Consider the following 25578-nt stretch of genomic DNA (forward strand, 5'->3'; position numbering starts at 1 on the left):
GTCGGGGGGACGGGACGGATCGGCCTCACCCTAAGCAAGAAGGGCACCGCTGTCATCACTGGCCCCCGGCCACCGGTCAGGGCCGCGCGGGCTGCGGCGCCGTGGCCGGGCTCGCGGCCGGGCTCGGGGCGGGGCCGGCGCGGTGCCGCGCCGTGAGGCGCCGCCCGAGGCGCTGGGCCGGCCGCTCGACGTACCGGTGCGCGAGGGCCGCGGTCACCAGGACGGCCGCGGCCAGCGCCGCGCCCCAGGCCGCCCGGACGGGCACGGGCAGGTCCCAGGTGTCCTGGCCGGCGGCGTACCAGACGACCTGGACGACCAGCGGATGCAGCAGGTAGAGCGAGTAGCTGACCAGCCCCGCCCACACCAGGAAGCGGGGCATGCGGTGGTGCCGGAGCGCGAGGCCGACCAGGAAGGTGACCCAGGCGGCGGCCACGGCGGCCGACCAGTCCGGGCCCAGCGGGTCCGGGTTGGCGTGCAGCGCCCAGGTCGTCGGGGTGCGCGTCCCCGCCAGCAGCGAGAGCCCGGCCACGACCGCGACCATCGCCACGGCGGGGCCGCGCCGGAGCCGCCCGTCCTGGATGCCGCGGACCGCCGTCCCGGCGAACATCGTGGCGATGACGCACAGGCTCTCGATCGCGCCGATGCGGCTGTTGAGCACGAGCAGCGTCAGCGCCAGCCCCGCCACGACGACGACGCCGGCGCGCCGCACGGCCCGCCGCCGGGTGAGCATGGCGCCGAGGCCGCCCACCAGCAGCAGCGCGGCGGCGAGGATCGTGCCGCCCGGCCACCGGGAGGCCAGCAGCCCGGACGGCAGCGCCACGCCGAGGATCGCCGCGCCCACGCCGAACCCCAGCGCGACCCGTGCGCTGGAGCGGTGCACGCCGGCGACGAACATCGCCGTGATGAGCAGGTAGAACACCATCTCGTAGGACAGCGTCCAGAGGACGTTGACGGCGTTGGGCACGCCCAGCAGGTCCTGGAGCATGGTCAGGTGGGCGAGCGTGGACGCCCAGGGCCGGTCGCCGAGCGCGGCGGGCAGCCCGTAGCCGATGCCCGCCGCCGCGAGCGCCAGCGCGAGCACCAGCGACACCGCCCAGGCCGGGTAGAGCCGGAAGAACCGCCCCGCCCAGAACTCCCGGACGCTGCCGCGCCGCTGCAGCGAGAACGGCACGACGTAGCCGCTGACGAGGAAGAACACGAAGACGCCGTAGCGGCCGAAGTCGAACCAGGGGCTGGCCGTGCGGCGCACCTCCGGCAGCAGGACGTCCAGCGAGTGCTCGAACACCACCACCAGGGCGGCCAGGCCGCGCAGGGCGTCGAGCCACTCCATCCGAGAGGCCCGGCCCTTGGGAGCGGCGATCGTCGTTTCGGCGGGAGGCAGGGTGTTCGTCGGCATCGGGGGCCACCATAGGGGCCGAACCGTTACCGTCCCTAACGGGTGAATGAGATTTTTGTGAGATAGGAGCTGTCTCAGCTGACTCAGCGTGACGGGAGCGGAACGCCCGAGGAGCGCCGGGAGCAGGGCCGTCGCGGAGCCTGGAGCGCGGGCGCGGCGGAGCCGTTCCAGGACTGCGGCTGTGACCAACGCCACACCGCCGCACGCGGGCTCCGGGCCGGGTCAGCGGACGCCGACGACGCCGTACATCACCGGGTCCCCGGCGCGCGTCCCGCCGGTGAGCGGCGTGTTCCCGGGCGGGAGCGGGCGGAACGGCCCGAGCAGCCGCGCCACCTCCGCGCCGCCGCGCGGGTACAGCGCGACGCCGCTCGCCTCCCGGTACGCCCGCGCGGCCTCCGCGACCCCGGCCGGGGCGAAGTCGGCGGTGAGGTGCGAGACGACGGCGGCGCTGCCCGGCGCGACCGCCGCGGCCAGGCCGGCGACGAGGTCGGCCGCGCCCGGCAGGAAGTGCAGGACGGACGAGAGCACCAGCGCCACGGGCTCGGCCGGGTCGATCAGCCGGCGCACCTCCGGGCTGGCCAGCACCGCGGCGGGGTCGCCGATGTCGGCCCGCAGCGCCGCGACGTTGCCGCCGTCGATCAGCAGCGCGCGGGCGTGCGCGATGACGAGCGGGTCCCGGTCGACGTAGACCACGCGGGTGCCGCAGATGTGCCGGGCGGCCATCTGGTGCACGTTGTCGGCCCGGGGCAGCCCGCACCCGAGGTCGAGGAACTGGCGCAGGCCGCGCTCGGCCAGCAGCCGGACCGAGCCGGCGAGGAACGCGCGGGCGGAGCGGGCCGCCTCCGCCGACTGGGGCAGGGCGTCGAGGATCCGGTGCGCGAGCCGGCGGTCGCAGGCGTAGTTGTCCTTGCCGCCGAGCAGGTAGTCGTGGACCCGCGCCGGACCCGGCCTGTGCAGGGCGAGCGGGGTCTCCGGCGCCCGTGTCCCGGCCATGGTCATCTGGTTCACCTATCGCCTTCACCGAAGGGAGGAGTGCAATGGCTCCTTTCCGACGGTAGGCGCCCCGCCCGGCGCGGGCGCCACCGGGGCGGCCGGGCGGCCCGGCGGCCGCGCGCCCCGGTGGCCACATCGGGCCGGAGAGGTTTCGCGGCGCCGCGCCCCTCCCGGCGGCCGCCGGGACGGGCATCAGGAACGCGGCAACGGAACGGACCGTCGCCGCGCGTGCACGGCACCGGACGCACCCGCCCGGCGAATGGCCGGATCCGGCCATGACACGCACTTAACGGACGCGGTCGAATTGCTGTGGAAAACCGTCCCGGCGGGGTTTCAGCCGGCGGGGTCCCGCCACATGAGCCAGACCGGCGGGCAGCCCCGCCCGGGCAGCGCCAGCTCCCGGGTCACCCGGAACCCGAACCGCTCGTAGTAGGGGACGTTGCTCTCCTTGGAGCTCTCCAGGTAGGCGGGGGCGCCCGCCGCGTCGCACCGGTCGAGCCTGGACCGCAGCAGCGCGCCGCCGAGGCCGCCGCCCTGCGCGGGCGGGTCGGTGCCGAGCACCGCCAGGTACCAGTGCGGCTCCCGCGGGTGGTGCCGCTCGATCGCGCCGAGGGTGCGCAGCGTCGCCGGCACGCGGGTGCCGAGGATGCGCAGCAGCGGCACCGCCTGCGCCGCCTGCAGCCGCGGCGGCACCCGCCAGTGGCCGGGCGGGTCCCACAGCGCGGCGGCCTCCGTGGCGCCGCCGCGCCCGGTGGCCTCGGTGGCCTCGTGCCGCAGGTGGACCCGCCGCAGCAGGACCTCGAACAGGCCGGTGAGCCGGCGCACCCGGGAGGCGTCGTCGGGCAGCAGCCAGCGCCAGACCGGGTCGTCGTCGAAGGCGCGCCCGAGCAGGGCGGAGACCGCCGCGGCGTCGGACGCGCCGGCCGTGCGGACGAGCGGGGACGGCTGGGACGGGGACGTCATGGGCGCGGCCTCCTGTGGGGGACGCGCCGATCCTCACCGGCGCCGCGCCGCCGCGTCAAGGACAGCGGTCCCCGCGCATCGCGGCGAGCTCCTCCAGGACGAGGGAGGTCCCCACCCCCACCAGCCAGAAGTCCTTGGCGAGCGCGATGCCCTGCTGGGTGGGGCGGATGCCGCCCTCCTCCCGCATGCCCGGCAGCCGCAGGTAGAGGCCGGTCAGCCCGGCGGCGAACGCGGTCAGCGCCGCGCCCGCGACCAGCGAGGGCACGAACGGCGCGATCAGCGCGGAGCCGAGGGCCATCTCGGCCCGGCTGAGGTTGCGGGTGAAGTCCCGCGCGTCCTGCGACTCCAGGAACGGGTAGGCGGCCTTCGCCATGCCGTGGGTCTGTTCGGCCGACTCGTCCAGGGCCTTGTGCTTCGACAGCCCCGAGTTCAGCACGAACGCCCCAACGGCCAAGCGGACCGGCATCTGGTGAGCACGAGCAAAGAGACGCATCGTTCCCCATCACGGTCGGGAGAGTCCGGGCGCAGGGCATCATTCCCGCCGTCGGCCCGCTACACCTGGGCCCGGGTCAAGTCTCGGCCTGCCCCCGCCAGGGGCTACGCGCGCAGGTACACCCGGATCGCGGTGCCGCCGGGGCCGGTGTGCACGCGGACGAGGTCGGCGAGGTGGTGGACCAGCAGGATGCCCCGGCCGCCGTGCGGGCTCATGTGCGCCGGGCGGCGCCCGGCCAGCGGATCGGTGATCGTCCCGGCGTCGCGGACCTCGCAGACGACCTGCCCGTCCTCGGCCCAGAACCGGGCGGTGCCGGACCCGCCGCCGTGCAGGCAGGAGTTCGCGGCCAGCTCGCTCACGGCGAGCTCCATGTCGCCCACGGCGTCGGCGCCGAGGCCGAGGCGGGCGGCCCAGTGGCAGGCGAACTCGCGGACGCGGGGGAGCGCGTCGAGGTCGAAGCTCATCGCGACGGCGCCGGCCGGCTCCGGCAGCGGCCGGTTGTAGGAGCGGATGACGCGGTGGGGCGCGTAGTCCTCGCTCACGTGCTCGCCGTGCCGGTCGATCAGCACGGGGTGGGTGGCGCGGGCGTCGGTGAGCGCGACCTCGTCCAGCCCGGCGGTGTCGTAGGGGCACAGGATCGACACGCCGCGCCCCGCGAAGGCCAGGTTGATCAGCGCCTCGTGCTGCGCGCAGGCGGGGTACTCGGTGGCGGTCCGGCCCGGCCAGACCGGCTCGCCGATGATCCGCACCCGCACGCCGTGGTGCCGGTCGGCGAAGTCGCGCAGGACGCCGGGGATGATCCGCCCGGGGTTGCGCCCCGCCTCGGCCATGTCCAGCCAGGTGACCTCGCGGGCGGCCGGGCCGAGCGCGCCGCGCAGCAGCTCCAGGCGGCGGCCGGGGACCGCGACCGCGACCGGCTCCCCGGCCGCGCGCCCCGCCCGGACGAACGGGACGGTGCCGGCGAGGTACTCCTCGTCGTCGCGGTAGAAGAGGGCGGGATGGACGAAGTGGCCCTGCGGCATCACGCCCGGTCCGCCGGGCCTGAGGCTCATCGTGCGGTCGCTCCGTCCGAGGTCGCTGCGGTCGCCTGCATCCGGTCGAGGTTACGCGGTCGCGGGCGGCCGTGCGAGGCGGCCCGCATCCCCGTTCCGGCGGCCGGCGGCGACTGGTCCAGACCAGTTGGTACCCGGCCCCGACCGGGGGAAACGGGCCAAATACGTAAAATCCGGCCGGATCGGGTTACTCGCCGCGGGTCACCGGGTCCGGCAGCAGCGCCGCGTCGACGACGTCGGACAGCCGGCCGCGCCTGCGGTAGGCGGCGCGCTGGCGCTCGGCGCCCGTCCCGCCGGTGAGCAGCCGCCGGACGCCGGCGGTGACGAAGCCGAGGTCGCCCGCGGCGCTCAGCGCGGGCAGCGCGTGCGCCAGCAGGTCGCCGGCCAGCTCCCGCTGGCCGGCGGCGCGGCCCGTGCGCACGTCCAGGCCCCGGCCCGCCAGCCCGTCCCGCGCGGCCAGCCAGTAGGCCGCGCGCAGCAGCTCCTGCGGCGGGTCGGGCGCGGGCTCGCCGGCGGCCACCGCGCGCGAGGCCTCCCGCACCAGCGCCCGGATCAGCGCGGCGAGCACCGCCGCGTCGGCGGCGGTCGGCGCGACGTCGGCGAGCCGCACCTCCACGGTCGGCAGCCGCGCCGACGGCCGGACGTCCCAGAAGATCGTCCCGGTGTCCATCAGGGCGCCGCAGCCGAGCAGCGTCCCGACGAGGTCGTCGTAGTGGGCGGCGGACGCGAAGTACGGCGGCGGGCCCGCCACCGGCCAGCGGGCCCAGGCCAGCGCCCGCCAGCACGCGTGGCCGGTGTCGCGCCCGGCCCAGTACGGGGAGTTCGCGGCGAGCGCGAGCAGCGTCGGCAGCCACGGCCGCAGGTGGTTGCCGACCTGGACGGCGTGCTCGCGGTCGGGCATCTCGACGTGGACGTGGCAGGAGCAGATGCTCTGCTCGTCGTCCAGCCCCCGGTAGACGGCCAGGCTCTCGGCGTAGCGGGCGCCGGCGCCGATCGGCGCCGGGACCACCTCGCCCAGCACCGGCGTCCCGGTGGCGGCGAGCCGCACGCCCTCGGCCGCCGCGGCCGCCGCCATCGCGGCCCGCATCGCGCGGATCTGCTCGCGGAGCTTGTCCAGGTCGTCGCACGGCGAGGTCTTGGCCTCGGCGAGGAACGCCACCAGCTCGGTGGAGGCGCGCTCGCCCAGGGCCGCGCCGGCCCGCCGCACGACGGCGGGGGCACGGGGGACGACCTCCCGGGACACGGGATCGACGACGAAGTACTCTTCCTCGATACCGAACCGCAGGGCCATCCACCACCTCGGTCTCGGGGCCAGGCGGCCGCACTCACTTCGACCGTACGTGGCCGCCGCCGGGCCCGCATCTGGCGGACAGACCGTAATCCGGGCGGAAACGGATCTTCTTGACCTTGTTTTGACCCTGCGCGGCGGGCGGGGAGTAAGGCGCGGGAGAGCGGAGGGCGGCGGCCCGGGCTAGCGGCCCGGGCCGGCGTCGACGAAGTACATCGCCAGCGCGACGATGTGCGTCACCACGACCACGCCCAAGCTGAAGAAGAACAGCATCTTGGCGGGGCCGTGCGGGAAGACCGCCCCGTGCTTCAGTTCGCCGCGCTCACGCTGACGCTGCGCGATCCGCTCCTCGATGGGAGGGCGACCGAACGCCATGGCCGCCCTCGCTACTGCCGGGGGTCGTCGACGATGACGTCGGTCATGATGTCGACGGCCAGCGCGACGATGCCGCCGACGACGGCGATCGCGGCGCCCGCGCCGAACACGATCCAGTCGGGGCCCAGGGTGATGCCGACACCGCCGACGACGAAACCGACGAAGATGATGACCACGGCGACCCAGGACTTCGGGCGCCCGGCGTGGCTGCCAGTCGACATGCGTTGGTTCCTCTGCAAGGTTCTGGAGGGGCGGTACGTGCCCGAACTCTAGCAACGCCCCTAGCCACAGGGCCTTCCGGGGTACCCCGTAGATCACCTCCGGGCCGCGCCGGGGCGCCGGCAGGGTGACGGATCAGACGAACGCTCCCATTCCGGTCGCCGCGCGGCCGACGATCAGCGTGTTGATCTCCCGGGTGCCCTCGTAGGAGTACAGCGCCTCGGCATCGGCGACGAAGCGGCCGATGCCGTAGTCGAGGACGATCCCGTTGCCCGCCATCAACTCGCGCGCCCAGCCGACGGCCTCCCGCATCCGGGTGGTGCAGTACGCCTTGGCGAGGGCCGAGTGCTCGTCGCGGTACCGGCCGGCGTCCTGGAGCTGCGCCAGCCGCACCACCATGCCGAGGCAGGCGGTGGCGTTCCCCAGCATCCGGACGAGCAGGTCCTGGACGAGCTGGAACCGGGCGATCGGCCGGCCGAACTGCTCGCGCCGCACCGCGTAGTCGCGGGCGATCTCGTAGGCGGCGAGCATCACCCCGACGGCCTGCCACGCGACGCCGCTGCGGGTCCGGCGCAGGATCGCGGCGGTGTCCTTGAAGGTGCCGGCGCCCGCGAGCCGGTCGGACTCGGGGACGCGGCAGTCCGCCAGCACGATGTCGGCGTTCTGCACCGTCCGCAGCGCGATCTTGTTGCGGATCGGGGTGGCGGTGAACCCCGGCGTCCCCTTGGCGACGACGAACCCCTTCACCTGGTCGTCCGCCACGTCGCGCGCCCACACGACGGTGTGGTCGGCGAACGTGGCGTTGCCGATCCAGCGCTTGGCGCCGTTCAGCACCCAGTGGTCGCCGTCGCGGCGGGCCGTGGTGCGCAGCCCGAGCGCGACGTCCGACCCGCCCTCCGGCTCGGTGAGCGCGAACGCGCCGATCTTCTCCATCCGCCCCATCGCCGGCAGCCACCGCTCGCGCTGCTCGGGGGAGCCGCAGCGGCCGATGCTGCCCATCGCGAGCCCGGTGTGGACGCCGAAGAACGTCGCCATGGACGGGTCCACCCGCGCCATGTCCATCGCGAGGAAGCCGGTCAGCAGGCTGCTCGGCTTCTCCCCGGGGCACTCGTCGTGGGCGAGCCCGGCGACGCCGAGCTCGCCGTACTGGGGGATCAGGTCGAACGGGAACTCCGCCCGCGCCCAGCAGTCGTCGGCGATCGGCGCGACCTTGGCCTCCAGGAAGGCGCGCACCCGCCCGACGATCTCCTGCTCGCGCTCGTCGAGGAGTTCCTGCATGTGGTAGAGGTCACCGGGGAGAGAATCCAAGCTCATGACGCCCCTCTTCCCGGCCCCCGGGCCGCTAACCGGGGCCCGGGGGCGGGCCCGTGCACGGGCCGCCGGAACCCCGGGACCGTCCCCGGGTACTGGTCAGCGGGACCCGCTTCAGAGCCCCGTTCGGTCGCTCACCTACGATTTCCGGCATGACGGTGCCGCCTGAGGAACTCGAACTGGCCGCCGCCTTCCCCCCGGCCGAGCGCGACCGGTGGCGGGAGATGGTGAAGGGGGTGCTGCGCAAGTCCGGCGCGGCGACCGACGACACCCCCCTGGAGGCGATCGAGGGTCTGCTGACCCGCGAGTCGTACGACGGGGTGCCGGTCGCGGCGCTCTACACCCGTGCCGACGCCCCGCCGGGACGCCCCGGCCTCGCCCCGTACGTCCGCGAGGTGCGGCCCGATGGCGAGGGCATCGCGGGCTGGGACGTCCGGCAGCGGCACGCGCACCCCGACGCCGCCGCCACCCGCGAGGCGGTCCTCGCCGACCTGGAGAACGGCGCCACGTCGGTCTGGCTGCGGCTCGGCGACGGCGGCCTGCCCGTCGCGTCCCTCCCCGACGCCCTGCGCGGCGTCCTGCTCGACCTCGCGCCCGTGGTGCTGGACGCGGGGGCGGCGGCCGCGGAGGCGGCCGGCGCGTTCCTGGCCCTGGCCGCCGAGCGCGGCAACGCGGCCGAGGTGTCCGGCGGTCTCGGCGCCGACCCGCTCGGCCTCCAGGCCCGCACCGGCGCCGCGGGATCGCTGGAGGAGGCCGCGGCGCTGGCCGTCCGGTGCGCCCGGGAGTTCCCGAAGCTCCGCGCGATCACCGTGGACGCCACCCCCCACCACGACGCCGGCGGCGCCGACGCCGAGGAGCTCGGCGCGGCCGTCGCCGCCGGAGTCGCCTACCTGCGCGCCCTGACCGGCGCCGGGCTGAGCGTGGACGAGGCGTTCGGGCAGCTGGAGTTCCGCCTCGCCGTCAACGCCGACCAGTTCTCCTCGATCGCCAAGCTGCGTGCGATGCGCCGGCTGTGGGCGCGGGTCGCCGAGGTCAGCGGCGCCGCCGACGGGACGGCCGCGCGGATCCACGCGGTCACCTCGGCGGCGATGATGACGCGCCGCGACCCGTGGGTGAACATGCTCCGCACCACCATCGCGGCGTTCGCGGCCGGCGTCGGCGGCGCCGACGCGGTCACCGTCCAGCCGTTCGACGCCCGCCTCGGGCTGCCCGACGACTTCGCCCGCCGCATCGCCCGCAACACCCAGACCCTCCTGCTGGAGGAGTCGAGCCTCGCCCGCGTCGTCGACCCGGCCGGCGGGTCCTGGTACGCCGAGAGCCTCACCGAGGGCCTCGCCCAGGCCGCCTGGACCTGGTTCACCGAGATCGAGAAGGCCGGCGGTCTCGGCGCCGCGCTGGAGTCCGGGCTCGTCGCCGGCCGGCTCGCCGCGACGTGGGAGCGGCGCCGCGCCGACATCGCCCGGCGCAAGGCCCCGCTCACCGGCGTCAGCGAGTTCCCCAACCTCGCCGAGGCGCTGCCCGAGCGCGAACCCGCCCCGGCCCAGCCGGGCGGCGGCCTCCCGGTGGTGGCCTACGCGCAGGACTTCGAGGCGCTCCGCGACCGCTCCGACGCCCACGCCGAGGCCGCCGGCGCCCGGCCCAAGGTGTTCCTGGCGACGCTCGGGCCCATCGCCGTCCACACGGCGCGCGCGTCGTTCGCCGCCAACCTGTTCCAGGCGGGCGGGATCGAGACGGTCACCGGCGCGCCCGAGGAGTTCGGGGCGTCCGGCGCCGCCGTCGCCTGCCTGTGCTCCAGCGACAAGGTCTACGCCGACCAGGCCGCGGACGCCGCGCGGATCCTGCGCGACGCGGGCGCGGTGAAGGTCTGGCTCGCGGGTAAGGGAACCTACGAGGGGGTCGACGCCCGCGTGTACGCCGGATGCGACGCGATCGGGGTCCTGGAGACCACCCTCCACGATCTGGGAGTGAACGAATGATCCCCGACTTCACCGAGATCGACCTCGGGACCGCGCCCCCCGCCGACGAGGCCGCCAAGCGCTGGCGCGCCGCCGTCGCCGACGCCACCGGCGGGGACCCGGAGGCCCAGACCTGGGACACCCCGGAGGGCATCGGCGTCAAGCCGCTCTACACCGGCGACGACCTGGCCGGCGTCGACTTCCTCGACACCCTGCCCGGCATCGCGCCGTACCTGCGCGGCCCCTACCCGGCGATGTACGCCACCCAGCCGTGGACGATCCGGCAGTACGCCGGCTTCTCCACCGCCGAGGAGTCCAACGCCTTCTACCGGCGCAACCTCGCGGCCGGGCAGAAGGGCCTGTCGGTCGCGTTCGACCTCGCCACCCACCGCGGCTACGACTCCGACCACCCGCGCGTGGCGGGCGACGTCGGCATGGCCGGCGTGGCGATCGACTCCATCTACGACATGCGCCAGCTGTTCGACGGCATCCCGCTGGACAAGATGAGCGTGTCGATGACCATGAACGGCGCCGTGCTGCCCGTCCTCGCGCTCTACATCGCCGCCGCCGAGGAGCAGGGGGTGCAGCCGGAGGCGCTGGCGGGGACCATCCAGAACGACATCCTCAAGGAGTTCATGGTCCGCAACACCTACATCTACCCGCCGCAGCCGTCGATGCGGATCATCTCCGACATCTTCGCGTTCACCTCGCAGCGGATGCCGAAGTACAACTCCATCTCGATCTCCGGCTACCACATCCAGGAGGCCGGGGCGACCGCCGACCTGGAGCTGGCCTACACCCTCGCCGACGGGGTCGAGTACATCCGCGCCGGGCGCGAGGCCGGCCTGGACATCGACGCGTTCGCGCCCCGCCTGTCGTTCTTCTGGGCGATCGGCATGAACTTCTTCATGGAGGTCGCCAAGCTCCGCGCCGCGCGGCTGCTGTGGGCGCGGCTGGTGAAGACCTTCGGGCCGCGGAACCCCAAGTCGCTGTCGCTGCGGACCCACTCCCAGACGTCCGGCTGGTCGCTGACCGCGCAGGACGTCTACAACAACGTCGCCCGCACCTGCATCGAGGCGATGGCCGCCACGCAGGGCCACACCCAGTCGCTGCACACCAACGCGCTGGACGAGGCGCTGGCCCTGCCGACCGACTTCTCGGCCCGCATCGCCCGCAACACCCAGCTCCTGCTGCAGCAGGAGTCCGGGACGACCCGCACCATCGACCCGTGGGGCGGCAGCGCCTACGTCGAGCGGCTCACCTACGACCTCGCCCGCCGCGCCTGGGCGCACATCACCGAGGTCGAGCAGGCCGGCGGCATGGCCAAGGCCATCGACGAGGGGCTGCCCAAGCTGCGCATCGAGGAGGCCGCGGCCCGCACCCAGGCCCGCATCGACTCCGGGCGGCAGCCGGTCATCGGCGTCAACAAGTACCGTCCGGACGCCGAGCAGGAGATCGAGGTCCTCAAGGTCGACAACGCGTCCGTCCGGGCGCAGCAGATCGACAAGCTGCGCCGGCTGCGCGAGGAGCGCGACGAGGGCGCGGCGCAGTCCGCGCTGGACGCGCTGACCCGGGCCGCCGGGGCCGCCGAGAGCGGCACCCGCCCGCACGGCCTGGAGCACAACCTGCTCGCGCTCGCCATCGGCGCGGCCCGCGCCAAGGCCACCGTCGGGGAGATCTCCGACGCCCTGGAGCGGGCGTACGGGCGGCACGCGGCGCAGATCCGTACGATCTCCGGTGTGTATCGGGAAGAGGCCGGCGAGGTGACGAGCATCGAGCGGGCGCGCGCCGCGACGGCCGCGTTCGAGGAGGCCGAGGGGCGCCGCCCGCGCATCCTGGTCGCCAAGATGGGGCAGGACGGCCACGACCGCGGCCAGAAGGTGATCGCTACCGGGTTCGCCGACCTCGGCTTCGACGTCGACGTGGGCCCGCTGTTCCAGACCCCGGCGGAGGTCGCCCGCCAGGCCGTCGAGGCCGACGTGCACATCGTCGGCGTCAACTCGCTCGCCGCCGGCCACCTCGCGCTGGTGCCCGCGCTGCGCGAGGAGTTGGCCGCGCTCGGCCGCGCCGACATCATGATCGTCGTGGGCGGGGTCATCCCGCCGCAGGACTTCGCCGAGCTGCGCGCCGCCGGCGCCGCCGCGATCTTCCCGCCGGGCACCGTGCTCGCGGACGCGGCGCTCGGCCTGCTGGACGAGCTGGGCGCCGAGCTGGGGCACGTCGCGCGGTGAGGCCGGGGCTCGACGACTACGTCGCCGGGGTGCGGGACGGGTCGCGGGCGTGGATCGCGCGCGCGGTCACGCTCGTGGAGTCGACCCGCCCCGACCACCGGGAGCTGGCGCAGAGGCTGCTGGTCGAGCTGACCCCGCACGCCGGGAACGCCCGCCGCGTCGGGATCACCGGCGTGCCCGGGGTCGGCAAGTCCACCTTCATCGACGCGCTCGGCACGAAGCTGACGGGGGAGGGGAACAAGGTCGCGGTCCTCGCCGTGGACCCGTCCTCGACCCGGACGGGCGGCAGCATCCTCGGCGACAAGACCCGCATGCAGCGCCTCGCCGCCGACCCGGACGCCTTCATCCGGCCGTCGCCGACGGCCGGGACGCTCGGCGGCGTCGCCAAGGCCACCCGCGAGGCGATGGTCGTCATGGAGGCCGCCGGGTACGGCGTCGTGCTCGTCGAGACGGTCGGCGTCGGCCAGTCGGAGACGACCGTCGCCGAGATGGTCGACTCCTTCCTGTTCCTCACCCTCGCCCGCACGGGCGACCAGCTCCAGGGCATCAAGAAGGGCGTCCTGGAGCTGGCCGACGTCATCGCCGTGAACAAGGCCGACGGCGAGCACAAGATGGAGGCCAAGCGCGCCGCGCGCGAGTTGTCCGGGGCGCTGCGGATGCTGCGCGGCGACGAGCGGCTGCGCGACACCCCCGTCCTGACGTGCAGCGCCCGCGAGGGCACCGGTCTGGACGAGGTGTGGGGCCTGATCATCGAGCACCAGGAGCGGCTCCGCGCGTCCGGCGAGCTGGAGGCCCGGCGCCGCCGCCAGCAGGTCGGCTGGACGTGGGCGATGGTCCGCGACCGGCTGCTCGGCGCGCTGCACGCGCACCCCGGCGTCCGCGAGGTCGTGCCGGAACTGGAGCGGGAGGTCGCCGACGGGACGCTCACCCCCGCGCTGGCCGCCGACCGCATCCTGGCGGCGTTCACCCGGGACGCCTGACCCGGTTCCGGGCACGGGATGTCCGGGGTCCCGGTCGCGGCGGCCCCGGATCCGGTACAAAAGTCGGATGGACGTCATCGCGCTCGATGCTCCGACCGACGCGCAGATCCGCGCGTGGCACGAGGTGGTCGCGGCCGTCCACGCCGCCGACCCGGCCGGGGAGCCCGCCCCCGACCCCGACGCGACGGCGCGGCGGCTGCTCGGCGCCGACCCCGGCTCGCGGCAGCGGCTCTGGGCGGTGCCGGACGGCGGCCGGCTGCTCGCGGTGGCGGCGCTCCGGCTCCCCGGCGAGCCCGGCGCCGAGCGCCCCGGTGAGATCGACGTCCAGGTCCGACCCGGGCACCGGCGGCGCGGGCTCGGCGGCCGGCTGCTGGCCGCCGCCGCCGAGGGGCTGCGCGCCGACCGGCGCGCCAGCGTGATCGCGCAGGTCCTCGCCGGGACGCCGGCCGTCCCGTTCCTGGAGTCGCTGGGCTTCGAGTGCGTGCTCACCCTGCGCGGCATGGTGCTGCGGCTGGCGGACGTCCCTCCGGAGCGCGTCGCGCGGCTGCTGGCCGAGGCGCCCGCCGGGTACCGGCTGGCCCGCTGGCGGGGCGTGGTGCCGGACGGGTACGCGGCCGCCCTGGCCCGCGCCAAGTACGCCATGGCCGACCTCGCCGAGTACGAGGGCACGCAGTGGGACGCGCACCGCGTCCGGGAGATGGCCGAGGTCGTCGCCAAGCGCGGCGACGACCTGTACACGGTCGCCGCGCTGCACGGCGGTGCGATCGCGGGGTTCACCGAGGTCGTCGTCCCGCACGACTCGGCGGGCCGGGCCGCGCAGTACGACACGGCGGTCGTCCCCGAGCACCGGGGCCGGCGCGTCGGCATCTGGGTGAAGGCCGCGATGCTCTCCTGGCTGGCCGCCGAGCGCCCCGACGTCCGCGAGATAGAAACGGACAATTCGGGCGACAATGTGCACATGATCGCGGTCAACGAGGAACTCGGGTTCCGCACCGAGCGCGAGTCCCTGGAGTACCAGGCCCCGGTGGCCGCCCTGCCCTGACCGGGCCGGAAGGCAGTGCCGGGCCGGGCCGAAAACACCTTGCCGCCGCGCCCCGCGCCTCGGCATTCTTAGGGAGGCCGTTCCGGGAAATGCCCGGCGGCCGTGGAATTGCCGAATCATTTCCCCATAGTTCACCGGAAGAACGCCGTGCTGCGGCATTCTCCAATCCCCTCCGTACTACGGGCCCGGGAATGGAGGGGTTCAGCACGGGATCCGGGTTCGAATCCCGGTGGGGGAGCGGCACAGGGGCAAGGAGGTGACCCGGTGAACGTGCTCGTCCTGAACGCGTCGTACGAGCCCTTACAGAGGGTGGACCTGCGGCACGCCATCCGCATGCTGGTGCGCGAGGTGGCGGTCGTCGAGGAGGCGGAGGAGGGCCGGACCTTCGGCCGCTTCCCCGTGCCGCGGGTCCTGCGGCTCGTCCGGTACGTCGCGATGCGCTGGCGGCACGGCAGGCGGCCGCCGTGGAGCAAGCGCGGGGTGTACCTGCGCGACCGGGGCCGCTGCTGCTACTGCGGCGGGCGCGGGAACACGATCGACCACGTCCGCCCGCAGTCCCGCGGCGGCGGCGACACCTGGGAGAACACCGTCCTGGCGTGTGGGAAGTGCAACAACCGCAAGGGAGACCGGACGGTCGCCGAGGCCGGGCTCCGGCTGCGGTGGCGGCCGCGGGTCCCGCGCTGGGAGGAGCTCGTCGGCCCCTGACGAGGGCGGAGCGGAGGGCCGGACCGCCGGGACGGCGGTCCGGCCCTCGTGCGTCCCGTACCAGCCGCGTCTCGTACCATGTGCCCCGTCTCGGTGACTCACGCGTGACAGCGGGTGTTTTGAGGAAGCGTCTGAGGCTAAATGGGCGATTGTGATAGCGTGCCGCCAATCTTGAGCTTTGTTATCTAGGAGTGATCTGTGGCGGCCCTCGATCCCGGTGGCAGGACGGCCCGTGCGGCGCGCGGGCGCACGGCGGCGAAGCGCCTGGCGGCGATCGCGCTCGCGGTGGGCGTGTCGGCGGTGCTGCCGCCCGCGTCCGGGGCCGCCGCGAGGCTCCCGCAGGAGCCGAAGGACCTCAAGAAGGAGTACGCCAAGCTCAAGGAGCGCTCCGAGAAGCTGTCGAAGGAGTACCGGGGCGAGCTGGTCAGCCTGGAGGAGGCGAAGAAGGCCGCCGAGCGCGCGGGCGCGGACGCGCGGAAGACCGGCCGCGAGTACGACGCGGCGCGCGTCGCCGTCGCGCGGATCGCCTCCACCACCTACATGACCGGCCGGCTCGACGTGATCCCGATGGTCTCCTCGGCCGAGCCGGGCGCCGCCGTCCGCGACGCCGCGGTCATCGAGCACATCACCCGCAACAACGGCCGCCGCATCGCCGAACTCGAGGTGCTCAGCACCAAGGCGGCGCAGTCGCGGGAGGCCGCCGAGAAGAAGCTGACCGCGGTGAAGAAGGAGATCGACGACCTGGAGGGCCAGCGCGCCCGGGTCAAGAAGCTCCTCGCCAAGTACAAGCCCGAGGTGACCAAGGCCCCCGTGGGCGGCGGCGCCGGGCGGCCCGACGGGGTCAGCGGCAGCAAGTCGCCGATCGCGGGCAACTCCATGACCTCGCGGATGCGCACGGTGCTGCTGGAGGTCGACGGCAAGTTCGGCCCGTTCCCCACCATCGGCTGCGCCCGCCCCGGAGACCCGCAGGACCACGGCTCCGGCACCGCCTGCGACTTCATGGAGAGCACCGGCGGCAAGATGCCGAGCGCCTCCGCCCAGGCCCACGGCGACCGCGTCGCGCAGTACGTCATCGACAACGCCTCCCGCCTCGGCATCAAGTACGTCATCTGGAAGCAGCGCATCTACGACATGCGCGGCAGCGGCGGCTGGCGCCAGATGGAGGACCGCGGCAGCATCACCCAGAACCACTACGACCACGTCCACGTCTCCGTCCTCTGACCCGGCGCCTCCGGGCCGGAGTGGGACGCTCGCGGCCGGCGTGGTCGCCGGCCCGCGGCTACTGGGGGTCGAGGCCGACGACGGCAGCGTCGCGGGCGGAGCGGGCGGCGGCCTCGATGACCTCCAGGCCCGTGATCGCGTCCCCGAGCGTGGTCGGCGGCGGCGCGCCGTCGCGCAGGGCGCGGACGACGCCCGCGTAGAACTCCTGGTAGGCGCCCGGCGCGGTGGGCTCCGGGGAGGCCTCGTCCGGAGCGCCGAGGAGGCCGTAGGCGCCGGGGTCGGCGATGCCGTAGCCGGGGTCCTTCGGGGTGAGGCCGGCGCGCAGCTGGTCCTCCTGCGGGTCCATTCCGGAGACCGTGTAGGACGCGCGGCTCCCGAGCACCCGGAAGCGCGGGCCGAGCTGGGCCGCGGTCGCGCTCATCCACAGGTGCGAGCGGGCGCCGCCGGGATGGGCCAGGGCGACGAACACGTCGTCGGGGGCGGTGGCGCCGGGCCGGCGGGTGTCGATCTCGGCGTAGACGCGGGCGGGCCGGCCGAACAGCGCCACCGCCTGGTCGACGAGGTGGGAGCCGAGGTCGAACAGGATGCCGCCCGCGTCGCGGGGGTCGGTGCTCTCCTTCCAGCTCTCCTTCACCTCGGGCCGCCAGCGCTCGAACCGGGACTCCAGCCGCCGCACCTCGCCGAGCGCGCCCGACTCGATCAGCCGGGCCGCCGTGACGTAGTCGCCGTCCCAGCGGCGGTTGTGGAACGGGAACACCGGCAGGCCGCGGACGGCGCTCAGCGCGGCGAGCGAGCGGGCGTCCGCCGCCGAGGCCGCGACCGGCTTGTCCACCACGACCGGGACGCCGGCGGTGAGCGCCGTCCGGGCCAGCGGCACGTGCTGGCGGTTCGGCGCGGCGACCACCACCAGGTCGTAGTCGCCCGAGGTGCCCCACAGCCGGTCCGCGCCGTCCAGGACCTCCGCCTCCGGGTACCGCTCCCGCACGGCCCGCTGCCGCTCGGGGGAGCCGGTCACGACCGCGGCGAGCCGCAGCCCCGGCACCGCCGAGATCAGCGGGGCGTGGAACACCGAGCCGCCGGTGCCGTATCCGATGAGCGCAACTCGCAGGTCCATGCCCCGATCATGACCGATGCCGCCGCGGCGGCCGGGCGGCGGGGGTCGTGTCGGCGGGTCGCGTGCGGCGGGAAGGGGTAGGGGAGACGTAGGCTTTCGTCCGGGGTTGTGCCGGATCGAGGGGGACACGTTGCCCAAGCCAGTGCTGCTGACCGTCGACGACGATCCGGGAGTGTCCCGGGCCGTGGCGCGGGACCTGCGCCGCAGGTACGCCGAGACGTACCGGATCGTGCGCGCGGAGTCGGGGCCGCAGGCCCTGGAGGCGCTGTCGGAGCTGCGGCTGCGCGGCGACGACACGGCGGTGCTCCTCGCCGACTACCGGATGCCCGGGATGGACGGCGTGGAGTTCCTGGAACGCGCGATGGACCTGTTCCCGTTCGCGCGCCGCGTCCTGCTGACCGCCTACGCCGACACCGACGCGGCGATCCGCGCGATCAACGACGTCGACCTCGACCACTACATGCTCAAGCCGTGGAACCCGCCGCAGGAGAAGTTCTACCCGGTGATCGACGAGCAGCTGGACGCCTGGGGGCGGCTCGACCGGCGCCCGCCGTCCGAGCTGCGGGTGGTCGGGCACCGCTGGTCGTCCCGCTGCTACGAGGTCCGCGAGCTCCTCGCCCGCCTCCAGGTCCCCTACAGCTGGGTGATGGACACCGACCCGGAGGGCGCCGAACTGGTCGCGGCCGCCGGGTCGCCGGAGCTGCCGCTGGTGGTGACCGCGGACGGGACGGCGCTGGCGGCGCCGTCCGACGCCGAGCTGGCCGCCGCGGCCGGGCTGCCGAGCACCCCGTCCACCGGGTTCTACGACCTGATCGTGGTGGGCGGCGGGCCGTCCGGGCTCGGCGCGGCCGTGTACGGCGCCTCCGAGGGGCTGCGGACGGTCGTGGTGGAGCGGCGCGCCCTCGGCGGCCAGGCCGGGCAGAGCTCCCGCATCGAGAACTACCTGGGCTTCCCCGACGGGGTCAGCGGGGCGCAGCTCGCCGACCGCGCCCGCCGGCAGGCCGACCGGTTCGGCGCCGAGCTGCTGCAGGCCGGCGAGGTCGTCGGGCTGGAGTCGCGCGGCACCGCGCGGGTGGCGACGCTGTCGGACGGCACGGAGATCGCCGCGCACGCCGTCATCCTCGCCAGCGGCGTGTCCTACCGGCGCCTCAACGCCGAGGGCGTGGAGGACTTCGTCGGGCGCGGCGTGTTCTACGGCGCCGCGCTCACCGAGGCGCCGTCCTGCGAGGACGAGGAGGTCGCCGTCGTCGGCGGCGCCAACTCCGCCGGGCAGGCGGCGGTGCACCTGGCGAAGTACGCCAGGAAGGTGCACATCATCGTCCGGGCCGACGGCCTGGAGAGGTCCATGTCGCACTACCTGATCGAGCAGATCGCGGCGACGCCGAACATCGAGGTGCACACGGGCAAGACGGTGTGCGCGGCGGAGGGCGCCGACCGGCTGGAGCGGCTCACGTTCGCGTCGGCGGCCGGGAAGAAGACCATCGACGCGCACTGGCTGTTCGTGTTCATCGGCGCGGAGCCGGGCACGGACTGGCTGGGCGGGTTCGTCGAGCGCGACCCGCGCGGGTACGTGCTGACCGGCCCCGACCTCGTCGCCGGCGGGCGCCGCCCCGCCGGGTGGCCGCTCGTCCGGCAGCCCTACCACCTGGAGACGAGCGTCCCCGGGGTGTTCGCCGCGGGCGACGTGCGCTCGGAGTCGATGAAGCGCGTCGCGTCCGCGGTCGGCGACGGTGCGATGGCCGTCGCACTCGTCCACCGTTATTTGGAGCAGGCATGAGCGCGGCATCACCGGAGGAGCTGCGGGGGCTGTTCCTCTTCGAGGACCTCGACGACGAGAAGCTCGGCTGGCTGTCGCTGTGCGGGACGGTCGCCGAGTACCCGGCCGAGGGCGTCATCTGCGCGCAGGGCGACTCCGCCGAGTTCCTGTACGTGCTGCTGGACGGCGAGATGGCGATGACCCAGACCGTGCGGGGGCACGCCGTCGAGGTCAGCCGGACCGACCGCCCCGGCACCTACGGCGGCGCCGTGCAGGCGTACCTGGGGCACAAGATCGAGCAGCGGTACCAGCACTCGCTGCGGGCGACGCGCCCCGCGCGGGTGTTCGTGCTGCCCGCGCTGAAGTTCGCCAAGGCCGTCCGCAAGTGGTTCCCGATGGCCACGCACCTGCTGGAGGGCATCTTCTTCGGGATGACCAACGCGCGGCGGATCGTCGACCAGCGCGAGCGACTCACCGCGCTCGGCACGATCACGGCCGGGCTCACCCACGAGCTGAACAACCCGGCCGCGGCCGCCGCGCGGGCCAGCGCCGAGCTCGGCGAGCGGCTGCTCGGCGCGCAGCGCGGCCTCGCCGACCTCGCCGCGCAGGGCGTCGACTGCACGCATCTGAGCGCCCTCGTGTCGCTGCGCCCGGCGCTGCCCGCGCCGCCGCCCGGCGGCCGGCGCAGCCCGCTGGAGGTCAGCGACGCCGAGGACGAGCTGGGCGACTGGCTGGAGGAGCGCGGCGTGCCGGACGCCTGGGACCTCGCGCCGGGCCTGGTCGCCGCCGGGGTCGGGACCGAGCAGGCGGCGGAGGTCGAGCGGGCGGCCGGCGGGCACCTGCCGGCCGCGATGCGCTGGCTCGCCGAGGTGATGGAGGTGACGCAGCTCCAGTCGGAGATCTCCGAGGCGATGGGCCGCATCACCGCGCTGCTGGACTCGGCCCGCCAGTACTCCCAGCTCGACCGCGCCCCCTACGGGCGGGCCGACCTGCGCGAGCTGCTGGACAGCACGCTGACGATGCTGAAGCGCAAGATCGGGCCGGACGTGACCGTGAAGCTCGACTACGACGCGGACCTGCCGCCCGTGCCGGTGTTCGCGGCGGAGCTGAACCAGGTCTGGACGAACCTGATCGTCAACGCGCTCTACGCGATGCAGGGCGCGGGCACGCTGACGCTCCGGACCGCGCGCGTGAACGACCACGCGCTCGTGGAGATCGGCGACACCGGGACCGGCATCCCCGACGAGGACGTCGACCGGATCTTCACGCCGTTCTTCACCACCAAGCCGGTCGGGCAGGGCACCGGGCTCGGCCTCGACATCTCCTGGCGCATCGTCGCCGACCGCCACGGCGGCGACATCACGGTGGCGTCGTCCCTGCCGGGCGACACCCGCTTCCAGGTCCTCCTCCCGCTCACCGAGCCCGCCGCCGAGAACTCCGGCGACGAGCCCGGCGGCGGGTCAGGCGATGAGTCCGGTGCGGGCTCCGCCGGGTAGGGCGGCGCGGGCTACTCGAAGAGGTCGGGCTGCTCGCGGGTGATCTGGTCGTAGAGCGGCTGGTAGTTGATCCAGCCGACCAGGTCGTTGCCGATCTGCTCGTGGGTGAGGGCGGCGTTGTCGTGCTCGATGGGGACGACCTGCCCGGCGGCCTTGGCGAGCAGCTGCACCTGGCAGGAGCGCTCCATCGTGATGAACCACCAGGCCGCGGCGTCCACGGTGTCGCCGACGGTGAGCAGCCCGTGGTTGCGCAGGATGACGGCCTTGTGCCCGCCGAGGGCGGCGGCGATGCGCTTGCCCTCCTCCAGGTCGGTGACGACGCCGGTGTAGTCGTCGAACAGGCCGTGGTCCTGGTAGAACGCGCACACGTCCTGCGTGATCGGCTCCAGCTTCTGCCCGAGCGCCGACATCGCGCGGCCGTAGGTGGAGTGGCTGTGCGCGGCGGCGACCACGTCCGGGCGGGCCTGGTGCACCTGCGAGTGGATCGCGAACGCGGCCTCGTTCACCGGGTAGCGGCCCTCGACGACCTTGCCCTCGTGGTTCACCAGGATCAGGTCGCTGACCTTGATGTGCTTGAACGACATCCCGAACGGGTTGACCCAGAAGTGGTCGGTGCGCTCGGGGTCGCGGGCGGTGATGTGGCCCGCCACGCCCTCCTCGAACCCGAACTTGCCGAAGATCCGCAGCGCGGCGGCCAGCCGCTCCTTGCGGTGCCGGCGCTCGTCCGCGACGTCGTCGAACGCGGGCGGCAGCCGGAAGATCAGGTCGGTCGGCAGCTTCTCCAGGAACTCGTCCTCGTCGGACATCGGGGCCTCCTCGCCTCAGCCTGCCCCCACCGAACACCATCGGGCGGCGGCCCGGCTAGACCGGCGGCGCCCAAGCCCCGCGGGGCCGGTTGTCCGGACGGGACAACGGGGGAGCAGAATGTGGGGATGGAGCCCGGCGCGGGCGACCGGTTCCTCCGGTTGCTGATCGAGCACGGCGACGACCCGGCGCTGCTGGAGGCGACGGTGCGCGCCGCCCGCGGCCGGTCGGAGCTGGTGGCGGCGCTGCCCGAGGAGGAGACCCGGCGGCACACCCGCGCGCTCGTGCGCGGCGTCGTCTCCGCGCTGCGCGGCGGCGGCCCGAGCGAGGAGGTGCTCGCGGCGGCGGCGCGGCTCGGCTCGGACCGGGCCCGGCAGGGGGTGCCGGTCGAGGCGTTCCTGGACGGCTTCCAGGCGGGCCGCGCCCACCTCGTCCGGACGGTCGTCGCCGGGGGCCGCCGGTTGGGCGTCCCCGACGCCGAGCTGCTGGACGGGGTGACCCGCATCGACGAGATCACCACGGCGCTCGTCCACCGGATGGTGCAGGCGCACCGGGTCGCCGAGCTGGAGCTGGCCCGCACCGCGCGGGAGACTCGGGTCCAGATGCTCCGGCGGCTGCTGCACGGCGAGGCGGTCGCGGTCCGCGCGCCGCTCGACCCGGCCGCCGCGTACCACTGCGTGGTGTCGGACGTGAGCGATCCCGAGGTGGCGGCGCGGCTGGAGGAGGAGCTGACCGCCGCGGCGCCCGGCCTGTGCGGGCTCGTGGACGGCCGGTTCGCCGCGCTGGTGCCGCGCCTGCCGGACCCGGTGCCGCCGGGCCCGCTGCTGGTGGCCGCCCCGCCCGCCCCGCCCGCCGGGGTCGCGCCGATGTACGGGCTCGGGCGCCGCGCGCTGCGGGCGGGCGCCGCCGCGGGCCTCACCGGGATGCGGGAGCTGGCCGACCTGGCGCTGCTCACCGTCACCGCGGCCGAGCCGGAGCTCGGCGGGCTGCTGGCGGCTGCGCTGCTGACCGGGCTGGACCCGGGCGACCCCTTCCACCGGGAGCTGGCCGAGACGGCGCTGGCCTACCTCGACCACGGCGGCCGGATCGGCCCCGCGGCGGCGGCGCTGCACGTCCACGGCAATACGGTGAAGTACCGGATCCGCCGCTTCCAGCAGCTGACCGGGCGGCCGCTGCTGGACCCGGCGGGCGGCGCGGCGGTGGCGCGGACCGCGAACCGGTGGTGGGCGCTGCACCGCTGGCTCGCCGATGCCCGACCATGATGGAGCGAGGAGAACGGAGACACGGGTGAACGCACCGAGGATCGGCGCCGTGCTGTGGCCCATGCGGTCGTGGCCGGAGGCGGGGGAGCCGTGGCGGCGCGCCGAGGAGCTGGGGTTCCGGCACGCCTGGGTGTACGACCACCTGGCCTGGCGGGGCGCGACGCCCTGGTACGACGCGTACACGACGCTGGCCGCGGCCGCCGCGGTCACCTCCCGGGTCCGGATCGGCACGCTGGTGACCTCGCCGAACTTCCGGCATCCCGTCCCCACCGCGCACGCGATCAAGACGATCGACCATGTGAGCGGGGGCCGGCTGACCGTGGGGATCGGGTCGGGCGGGACGCACCGCACCAGCGACGCCGGCGTCCTCGGCGGGCCCGAGTGGTCCCCGGACGAGCGCGCGTCCCGGTTCGCCGAATGGGTGGAGCTGCTCGACCGGCTGCTGACGGGGCCGCGCACGACCTTCGAGGGGGCGTACTACAGTGCGCGGGAGGTCGTCGAGGAGCCCGGCTGCGTCCAGCGCCCCCGGGTGCCGTTCCTCATCGCGGGGAACGGGCCGCGCGGGATGCGCGTCGCGGCCCGGCACGGCACGGGCTGGGTGACCAGCGGCCACGCCGAGGGCAGGGAGCCGCAGGAGGTGGTCCGGTCGCGGCTCGCCGCACTGAAGGCGGCCTGCGACGAGGAGGGCCGCAAGCTCGACGACCTCGTCCTCATGACGGGCTTCACCGGGGAGCCGTGGCTGGCCTCGCCCGGCGCGTTCGCCGACCTCGCGGGCCGCTACGCGGAGCTGGGCGTCACCGAGATCGCGCTGCACTGGCCGCGCCCCGGCACGCGGTTCGACGCGGACATGAAGGTGTTCGAGGCCGTCGCCGCCGAGTACGGCGAGCGGCACTGATGCCGTTCGTGCTGCTGGCGTTCGCGATCGCGTTCGAGGTGACGGCCACGCTGGCGATGCGGGCCTCCGAGGGGTTCACCCGGCTGTGGCCGTCGCTGATCGTCGTGGCCGGGTACCTGGTCTCGTTCGCCTTCATGGCCAAGGCGCTGACGTCGCTGAACGTGGGCCCGGTCTACGCGATCTGGTCCGCGCTCGGCACGATCGGCGCGTTCGCGGGCGGCGTGCTGCTGTTCGGCGAGCAGCTCAAGCCGCTCACGGTCGCCGGCGCGGTGATCATCGTGATCGGGGTCGTCGTGATGAACCTCGGCGGCGGGGTGCACCAGGGCTGACCCCGCCCGGCCCGCCCGTGCCCCGGGTCAGGCGGGCTCGGCGAGGGTGGTGGTGCGCTGCTGCTCCAGCTGGCCGCCGACCAGCTCGGTCGGCGTGCAGCCCGACAGGGCGCGGAACTCGCGGTTGAGGTGCGCCTGGTCGTAGTAGCCGCAGGCGGCCGCGGCGTCGGCGAACGCGGCGCCGCCGGCCAGCAGCTCGACGGCGCGCCGGAACCGCAGCACCCGCGCCATCACCTTGGGCGGCAGCCCCACCTGCTCGCGGAACCGGTGGGTGAGGTGCTTGCGGCTCCAGCCGACGTCGGCGGCGAGGTCGCCGACCGTGACGCCGGCGCCGCCGTCCAGCAGCCGCCACGCCCGGGCCACCTCCGGGTCGGGGGCGGGGCCGGCGTCGAGGCGGCGCAGCAGGAAGGCGTCCAGCAGGTCGAAGCGGGCGGCCCAGGACGGGGCCTCGGCGAGCCGCTCGACCAGCACCCGCGCCTCGCTCCCGAGCAGGTCGGGCAGCTCCACGGCCGCGTTGGTGAGGCGGGCCATCGGGACGCCGAGCAGCGAGTAGGCGCCGAGCGGGGTCACGTCGAGCTGGATGCCGCGCTGCCCGCCGGGGCTGAGGTACATGCCGTGCCCGTCGTGCATGCCGGCCACGAACGACCCGTACGCGCGGTCGCGGACGCCGGGGTCGGGGACCGCCAGGTACAGCGGCGGACCCAGGTTGAGGATCACGACGGTGGTGCGGGTGGGCAGCGTGCGCATCCGGCTCGGGACGGCGAGCGTCTCCCAGTAGCCGTCGTAGGAGCGCAGGAACGGGCGCAGCGCCGGGTGCGGGCGCCCCTGCGCCAGGTACCAGCCGCCCCGGTCGGTGACCGCGACGGGCCTGCCGGTGACCGCGGCGGGCTTGTCGGCCATGCTCCCAGTCCTACCACGCGGGACCGACGGAACCGGCTACTCGTACATCTGGCCGCACACCGCGATCCGGGCGAGGTCGGCCCAGGTCATGGTCGTGACGGGGCGGACGTAGGAGCGGGCCGGGGGCTCCCCGGGCCGGGGCGGCAGCGGCACCCGGGCGCCGTCGGCGGCGTCCCAGCCGCCGAGGCTGCCGGCCACCGCGCACTCCAGGTAGGTCGCCGGGTCGAAGTTGTACCAGCGGGCGGGGGTGGCTCGGGGGCCCGACCCCGGCGGCCGGGGCGCGTCCGCGCCGAACCGGGCCCGGGGCCCCGGCGGGTGGGCGAGGAAGTCCTCCAGGTCGGCGATCTGGGACAGCAGGACCCGCTCCCAGTCGGCGTAGCACTCCGGCTCGGAGCCGGGGAGCGAGAGGTCCTTGCCCGCCCACGCGGGGTCGAAGGCCGCGGGCGGGGTGGTGGACGCGGCGGCGAACATCGCCGCGACGTCGTCGGGCTCCAGCCGGGACCGGTCACTCAGCGGAGCGCCGACCTTCCACAGCGAGCGCAGGAACGCCGACAGCGACCAGGACGCCGCGCGGGCCTCCTGGCCGAGGTGCAGGAACACCAGGTACAGGTCGCGGTTGGTGCGGACGGCCGGCTCCGGCGGCCCCTCCACCCAGTACGACTGCTTGTGCTGGACGCCGCTCTCCAGCACCAGGACCTGCGCCAGCGCCGCGATGCGCGAGTCGTGGCCGGCCACCTGGAAGGTGTTGCCGAGGTCGTCCTGGCGCATGACGTCCCAGGTGTGCATGCGGCTCCCTCA

The 25578-nt window shown here is 74.9% G+C and carries 24 protein-coding genes and 1 tRNA gene; 12 read left to right on the forward strand and 13 right to left on the reverse strand.

The window, feature by feature from the left end; translation table 11 throughout:
- Positions 1–76: 76 nt before the first annotated feature.
- From HUT06_RS19770 to HUT06_RS19810, 9 genes are all read right to left on the reverse strand, one after another.
- Positions 77–1396 (reverse strand): acyltransferase, encoded by a 1320-nt coding sequence (locus HUT06_RS19770; RefSeq protein ID WP_176197094.1) that lies wholly within the window; start codon positions 1394–1396, stop codon positions 77–79.
- 222 nt (positions 1397–1618) lie between these two features.
- Positions 1619–2395 carry an SAM-dependent methyltransferase gene (locus tag HUT06_RS19775; protein WP_254715778.1) on the reverse strand — a complete coding sequence of 259 codons (777 nt, stop codon included), beginning with the start codon at positions 2393–2395 and terminating at the stop codon, positions 1619–1621.
- 327 nt (positions 2396–2722) lie between these two features.
- Positions 2723–3352, reverse strand: coding sequence for a GNAT family N-acetyltransferase (locus tag HUT06_RS19780; protein WP_176197096.1), 630 nt, complete (start codon positions 3350–3352; stop codon positions 2723–2725).
- Between the two features lie 55 nt (positions 3353–3407).
- Complete coding sequence (locus HUT06_RS19785) at positions 3408–3845, reverse strand: hypothetical protein (protein WP_176197097.1); 438 nt, start codon at positions 3843–3845, stop codon at positions 3408–3410.
- 104 nt (positions 3846–3949) lie between these two features.
- A complete protein-coding gene (locus HUT06_RS19790; protein ID WP_217711350.1) occupies positions 3950–4897 on the reverse strand; it encodes a sensor histidine kinase in 948 nt (315 codons plus the stop codon).
- Positions 4898–5084: 187 nt separating this feature from the next.
- Positions 5085–6188, reverse strand: coding sequence for a glutamate--cysteine ligase (locus HUT06_RS19795; protein ID WP_176197098.1), 1104 nt, complete (start codon positions 6186–6188; stop codon positions 5085–5087).
- Positions 6189–6368: 180 nt separating this feature from the next.
- The gene (locus HUT06_RS19800) at positions 6369–6560 is read right to left on the reverse strand and encodes a hypothetical protein (RefSeq protein ID WP_176197099.1); all 192 of its coding nucleotides are present in this window, start codon (positions 6558–6560) and stop codon (positions 6369–6371) included.
- Between the two features lie 11 nt (positions 6561–6571).
- A complete protein-coding gene (locus HUT06_RS19805) occupies positions 6572–6781 on the reverse strand; it encodes an HGxxPAAW family protein (protein ID WP_176197100.1) in 210 nt (69 codons plus the stop codon).
- 133 nt (positions 6782–6914) lie between these two features.
- Positions 6915–8093 carry an acyl-CoA dehydrogenase family protein gene (locus HUT06_RS19810; RefSeq protein WP_176197101.1) on the reverse strand — a complete coding sequence of 393 codons (1179 nt, stop codon included), beginning with the start codon at positions 8091–8093 and terminating at the stop codon, positions 6915–6917.
- A gap of 149 nt (positions 8094–8242) precedes the next feature.
- On the opposite strand from HUT06_RS19810, the gene HUT06_RS19815 reads away from it, so the two are divergent.
- From HUT06_RS19815 to HUT06_RS19845, 7 genes are all read left to right on the forward strand, one after another.
- A complete protein-coding gene (locus HUT06_RS19815) occupies positions 8243–10066 on the forward strand; it encodes a methylmalonyl-CoA mutase subunit beta (protein ID WP_176197102.1) in 1824 nt (607 codons plus the stop codon).
- Positions 10063–12276: a methylmalonyl-CoA mutase gene (gene scpA, locus HUT06_RS19820; protein ID WP_176197103.1), complete on the forward strand. Its 2214-nt coding sequence runs from the start codon at positions 10063–10065 to the stop codon at positions 12274–12276. Before HUT06_RS19815 ends, scpA begins: the two co-directional genes overlap by 4 nt.
- Entirely contained in the window at positions 12273–13256 is a 984-nt protein-coding gene (gene meaB / locus HUT06_RS19825) for a methylmalonyl Co-A mutase-associated GTPase MeaB (protein WP_176197104.1), read from the forward strand. The genes scpA and meaB overlap by 4 nt, the downstream gene beginning before the upstream one ends.
- A 67-nt stretch (positions 13257–13323) precedes the next feature.
- A complete protein-coding gene (locus tag HUT06_RS19830; RefSeq protein WP_176197105.1) occupies positions 13324–14298 on the forward strand; it encodes a GNAT family N-acetyltransferase in 975 nt (324 codons plus the stop codon).
- Positions 14299–14418: 120 nt separating this feature from the next.
- Positions 14419–14536, forward strand: a tRNA-OTHER gene (locus HUT06_RS19835).
- Between the two features lie 26 nt (positions 14537–14562).
- Positions 14563–15003: an HNH endonuclease gene (locus tag HUT06_RS19840; protein WP_176197106.1), complete on the forward strand. Its 441-nt coding sequence runs from the start codon at positions 14563–14565 to the stop codon at positions 15001–15003.
- 198 nt (positions 15004–15201) lie between these two features.
- A complete protein-coding gene (locus HUT06_RS19845; RefSeq protein WP_254715281.1) occupies positions 15202–16224 on the forward strand; it encodes a hypothetical protein in 1023 nt (340 codons plus the stop codon).
- A gap of 58 nt (positions 16225–16282) precedes the next feature.
- Here the strand turns inward: HUT06_RS19845 and HUT06_RS19850 are convergent, their stop codons facing one another.
- The gene (locus HUT06_RS19850; protein ID WP_176197107.1) at positions 16283–17338 is read right to left on the reverse strand and encodes a Gfo/Idh/MocA family oxidoreductase; all 1056 of its coding nucleotides are present in this window, start codon (positions 17336–17338) and stop codon (positions 16283–16285) included.
- A 130-nt stretch (positions 17339–17468) separates the two neighbouring features.
- On the opposite strand from HUT06_RS19850, the gene HUT06_RS19855 reads away from it, so the two are divergent.
- The gene (locus HUT06_RS19855; protein WP_254715282.1) at positions 17469–19115 is read left to right on the forward strand and encodes an FAD-dependent oxidoreductase; all 1647 of its coding nucleotides are present in this window, start codon (positions 17469–17471) and stop codon (positions 19113–19115) included.
- Positions 19112–20590, forward strand: a complete 1479-nt coding sequence (locus HUT06_RS19860) for an ATP-binding protein (RefSeq protein WP_176197109.1) — start codon at positions 19112–19114, stop codon at positions 20588–20590. Before HUT06_RS19855 ends, HUT06_RS19860 begins: the two co-directional genes overlap by 4 nt.
- 11 nt (positions 20591–20601) lie before the next feature.
- On the opposite strand, the gene HUT06_RS19865 is transcribed toward HUT06_RS19860, so the two are convergent.
- Entirely contained in the window at positions 20602–21396 is a 795-nt protein-coding gene (locus tag HUT06_RS19865) for a class II aldolase/adducin family protein (RefSeq protein ID WP_171069447.1), read from the reverse strand.
- A gap of 126 nt (positions 21397–21522) precedes the next feature.
- On the opposite strand from HUT06_RS19865, the gene HUT06_RS19870 reads away from it, so the two are divergent.
- The 3 genes from HUT06_RS19870 to HUT06_RS19880 are packed head-to-tail and all read left to right on the forward strand — an operon-like array spanning position 21523 to position 23880.
- On the forward strand, positions 21523–22656 hold the full coding sequence (locus HUT06_RS19870) for a helix-turn-helix domain-containing protein (protein WP_176197110.1): 1134 nt from the start codon (positions 21523–21525) through the stop codon (positions 22654–22656).
- A 25-nt stretch (positions 22657–22681) separates the two neighbouring features.
- A complete protein-coding gene (locus HUT06_RS19875) occupies positions 22682–23551 on the forward strand; it encodes an LLM class flavin-dependent oxidoreductase (protein ID WP_217711351.1) in 870 nt (289 codons plus the stop codon).
- Positions 23551–23880, forward strand: coding sequence for a multidrug efflux SMR transporter (locus HUT06_RS19880; protein WP_176197112.1), 330 nt, complete (start codon positions 23551–23553; stop codon positions 23878–23880). The genes HUT06_RS19875 and HUT06_RS19880 overlap by 1 nt, the downstream gene beginning before the upstream one ends.
- 27 nt (positions 23881–23907) lie before the next feature.
- On the opposite strand, the gene HUT06_RS19885 is transcribed toward HUT06_RS19880, so the two are convergent.
- Both HUT06_RS19885 and HUT06_RS19890 read right to left on the reverse strand, forming a co-directional pair.
- Positions 23908–24780: an AraC family transcriptional regulator gene (locus HUT06_RS19885; RefSeq protein WP_176197113.1), complete on the reverse strand. Its 873-nt coding sequence runs from the start codon at positions 24778–24780 to the stop codon at positions 23908–23910.
- Between the two features lie 36 nt (positions 24781–24816).
- Positions 24817–25566 carry a hypothetical protein gene (locus tag HUT06_RS19890; protein ID WP_176197114.1) on the reverse strand — a complete coding sequence of 250 codons (750 nt, stop codon included), beginning with the start codon at positions 25564–25566 and terminating at the stop codon, positions 24817–24819.
- Positions 25567–25578 lie beyond the last annotated feature (12 nt).

The organism is Actinomadura sp. NAK00032, assembly GCF_013364275.1.
Taxonomy (GTDB): domain Bacteria; phylum Actinomycetota; class Actinomycetes; order Streptosporangiales; family Streptosporangiaceae; genus Spirillospora.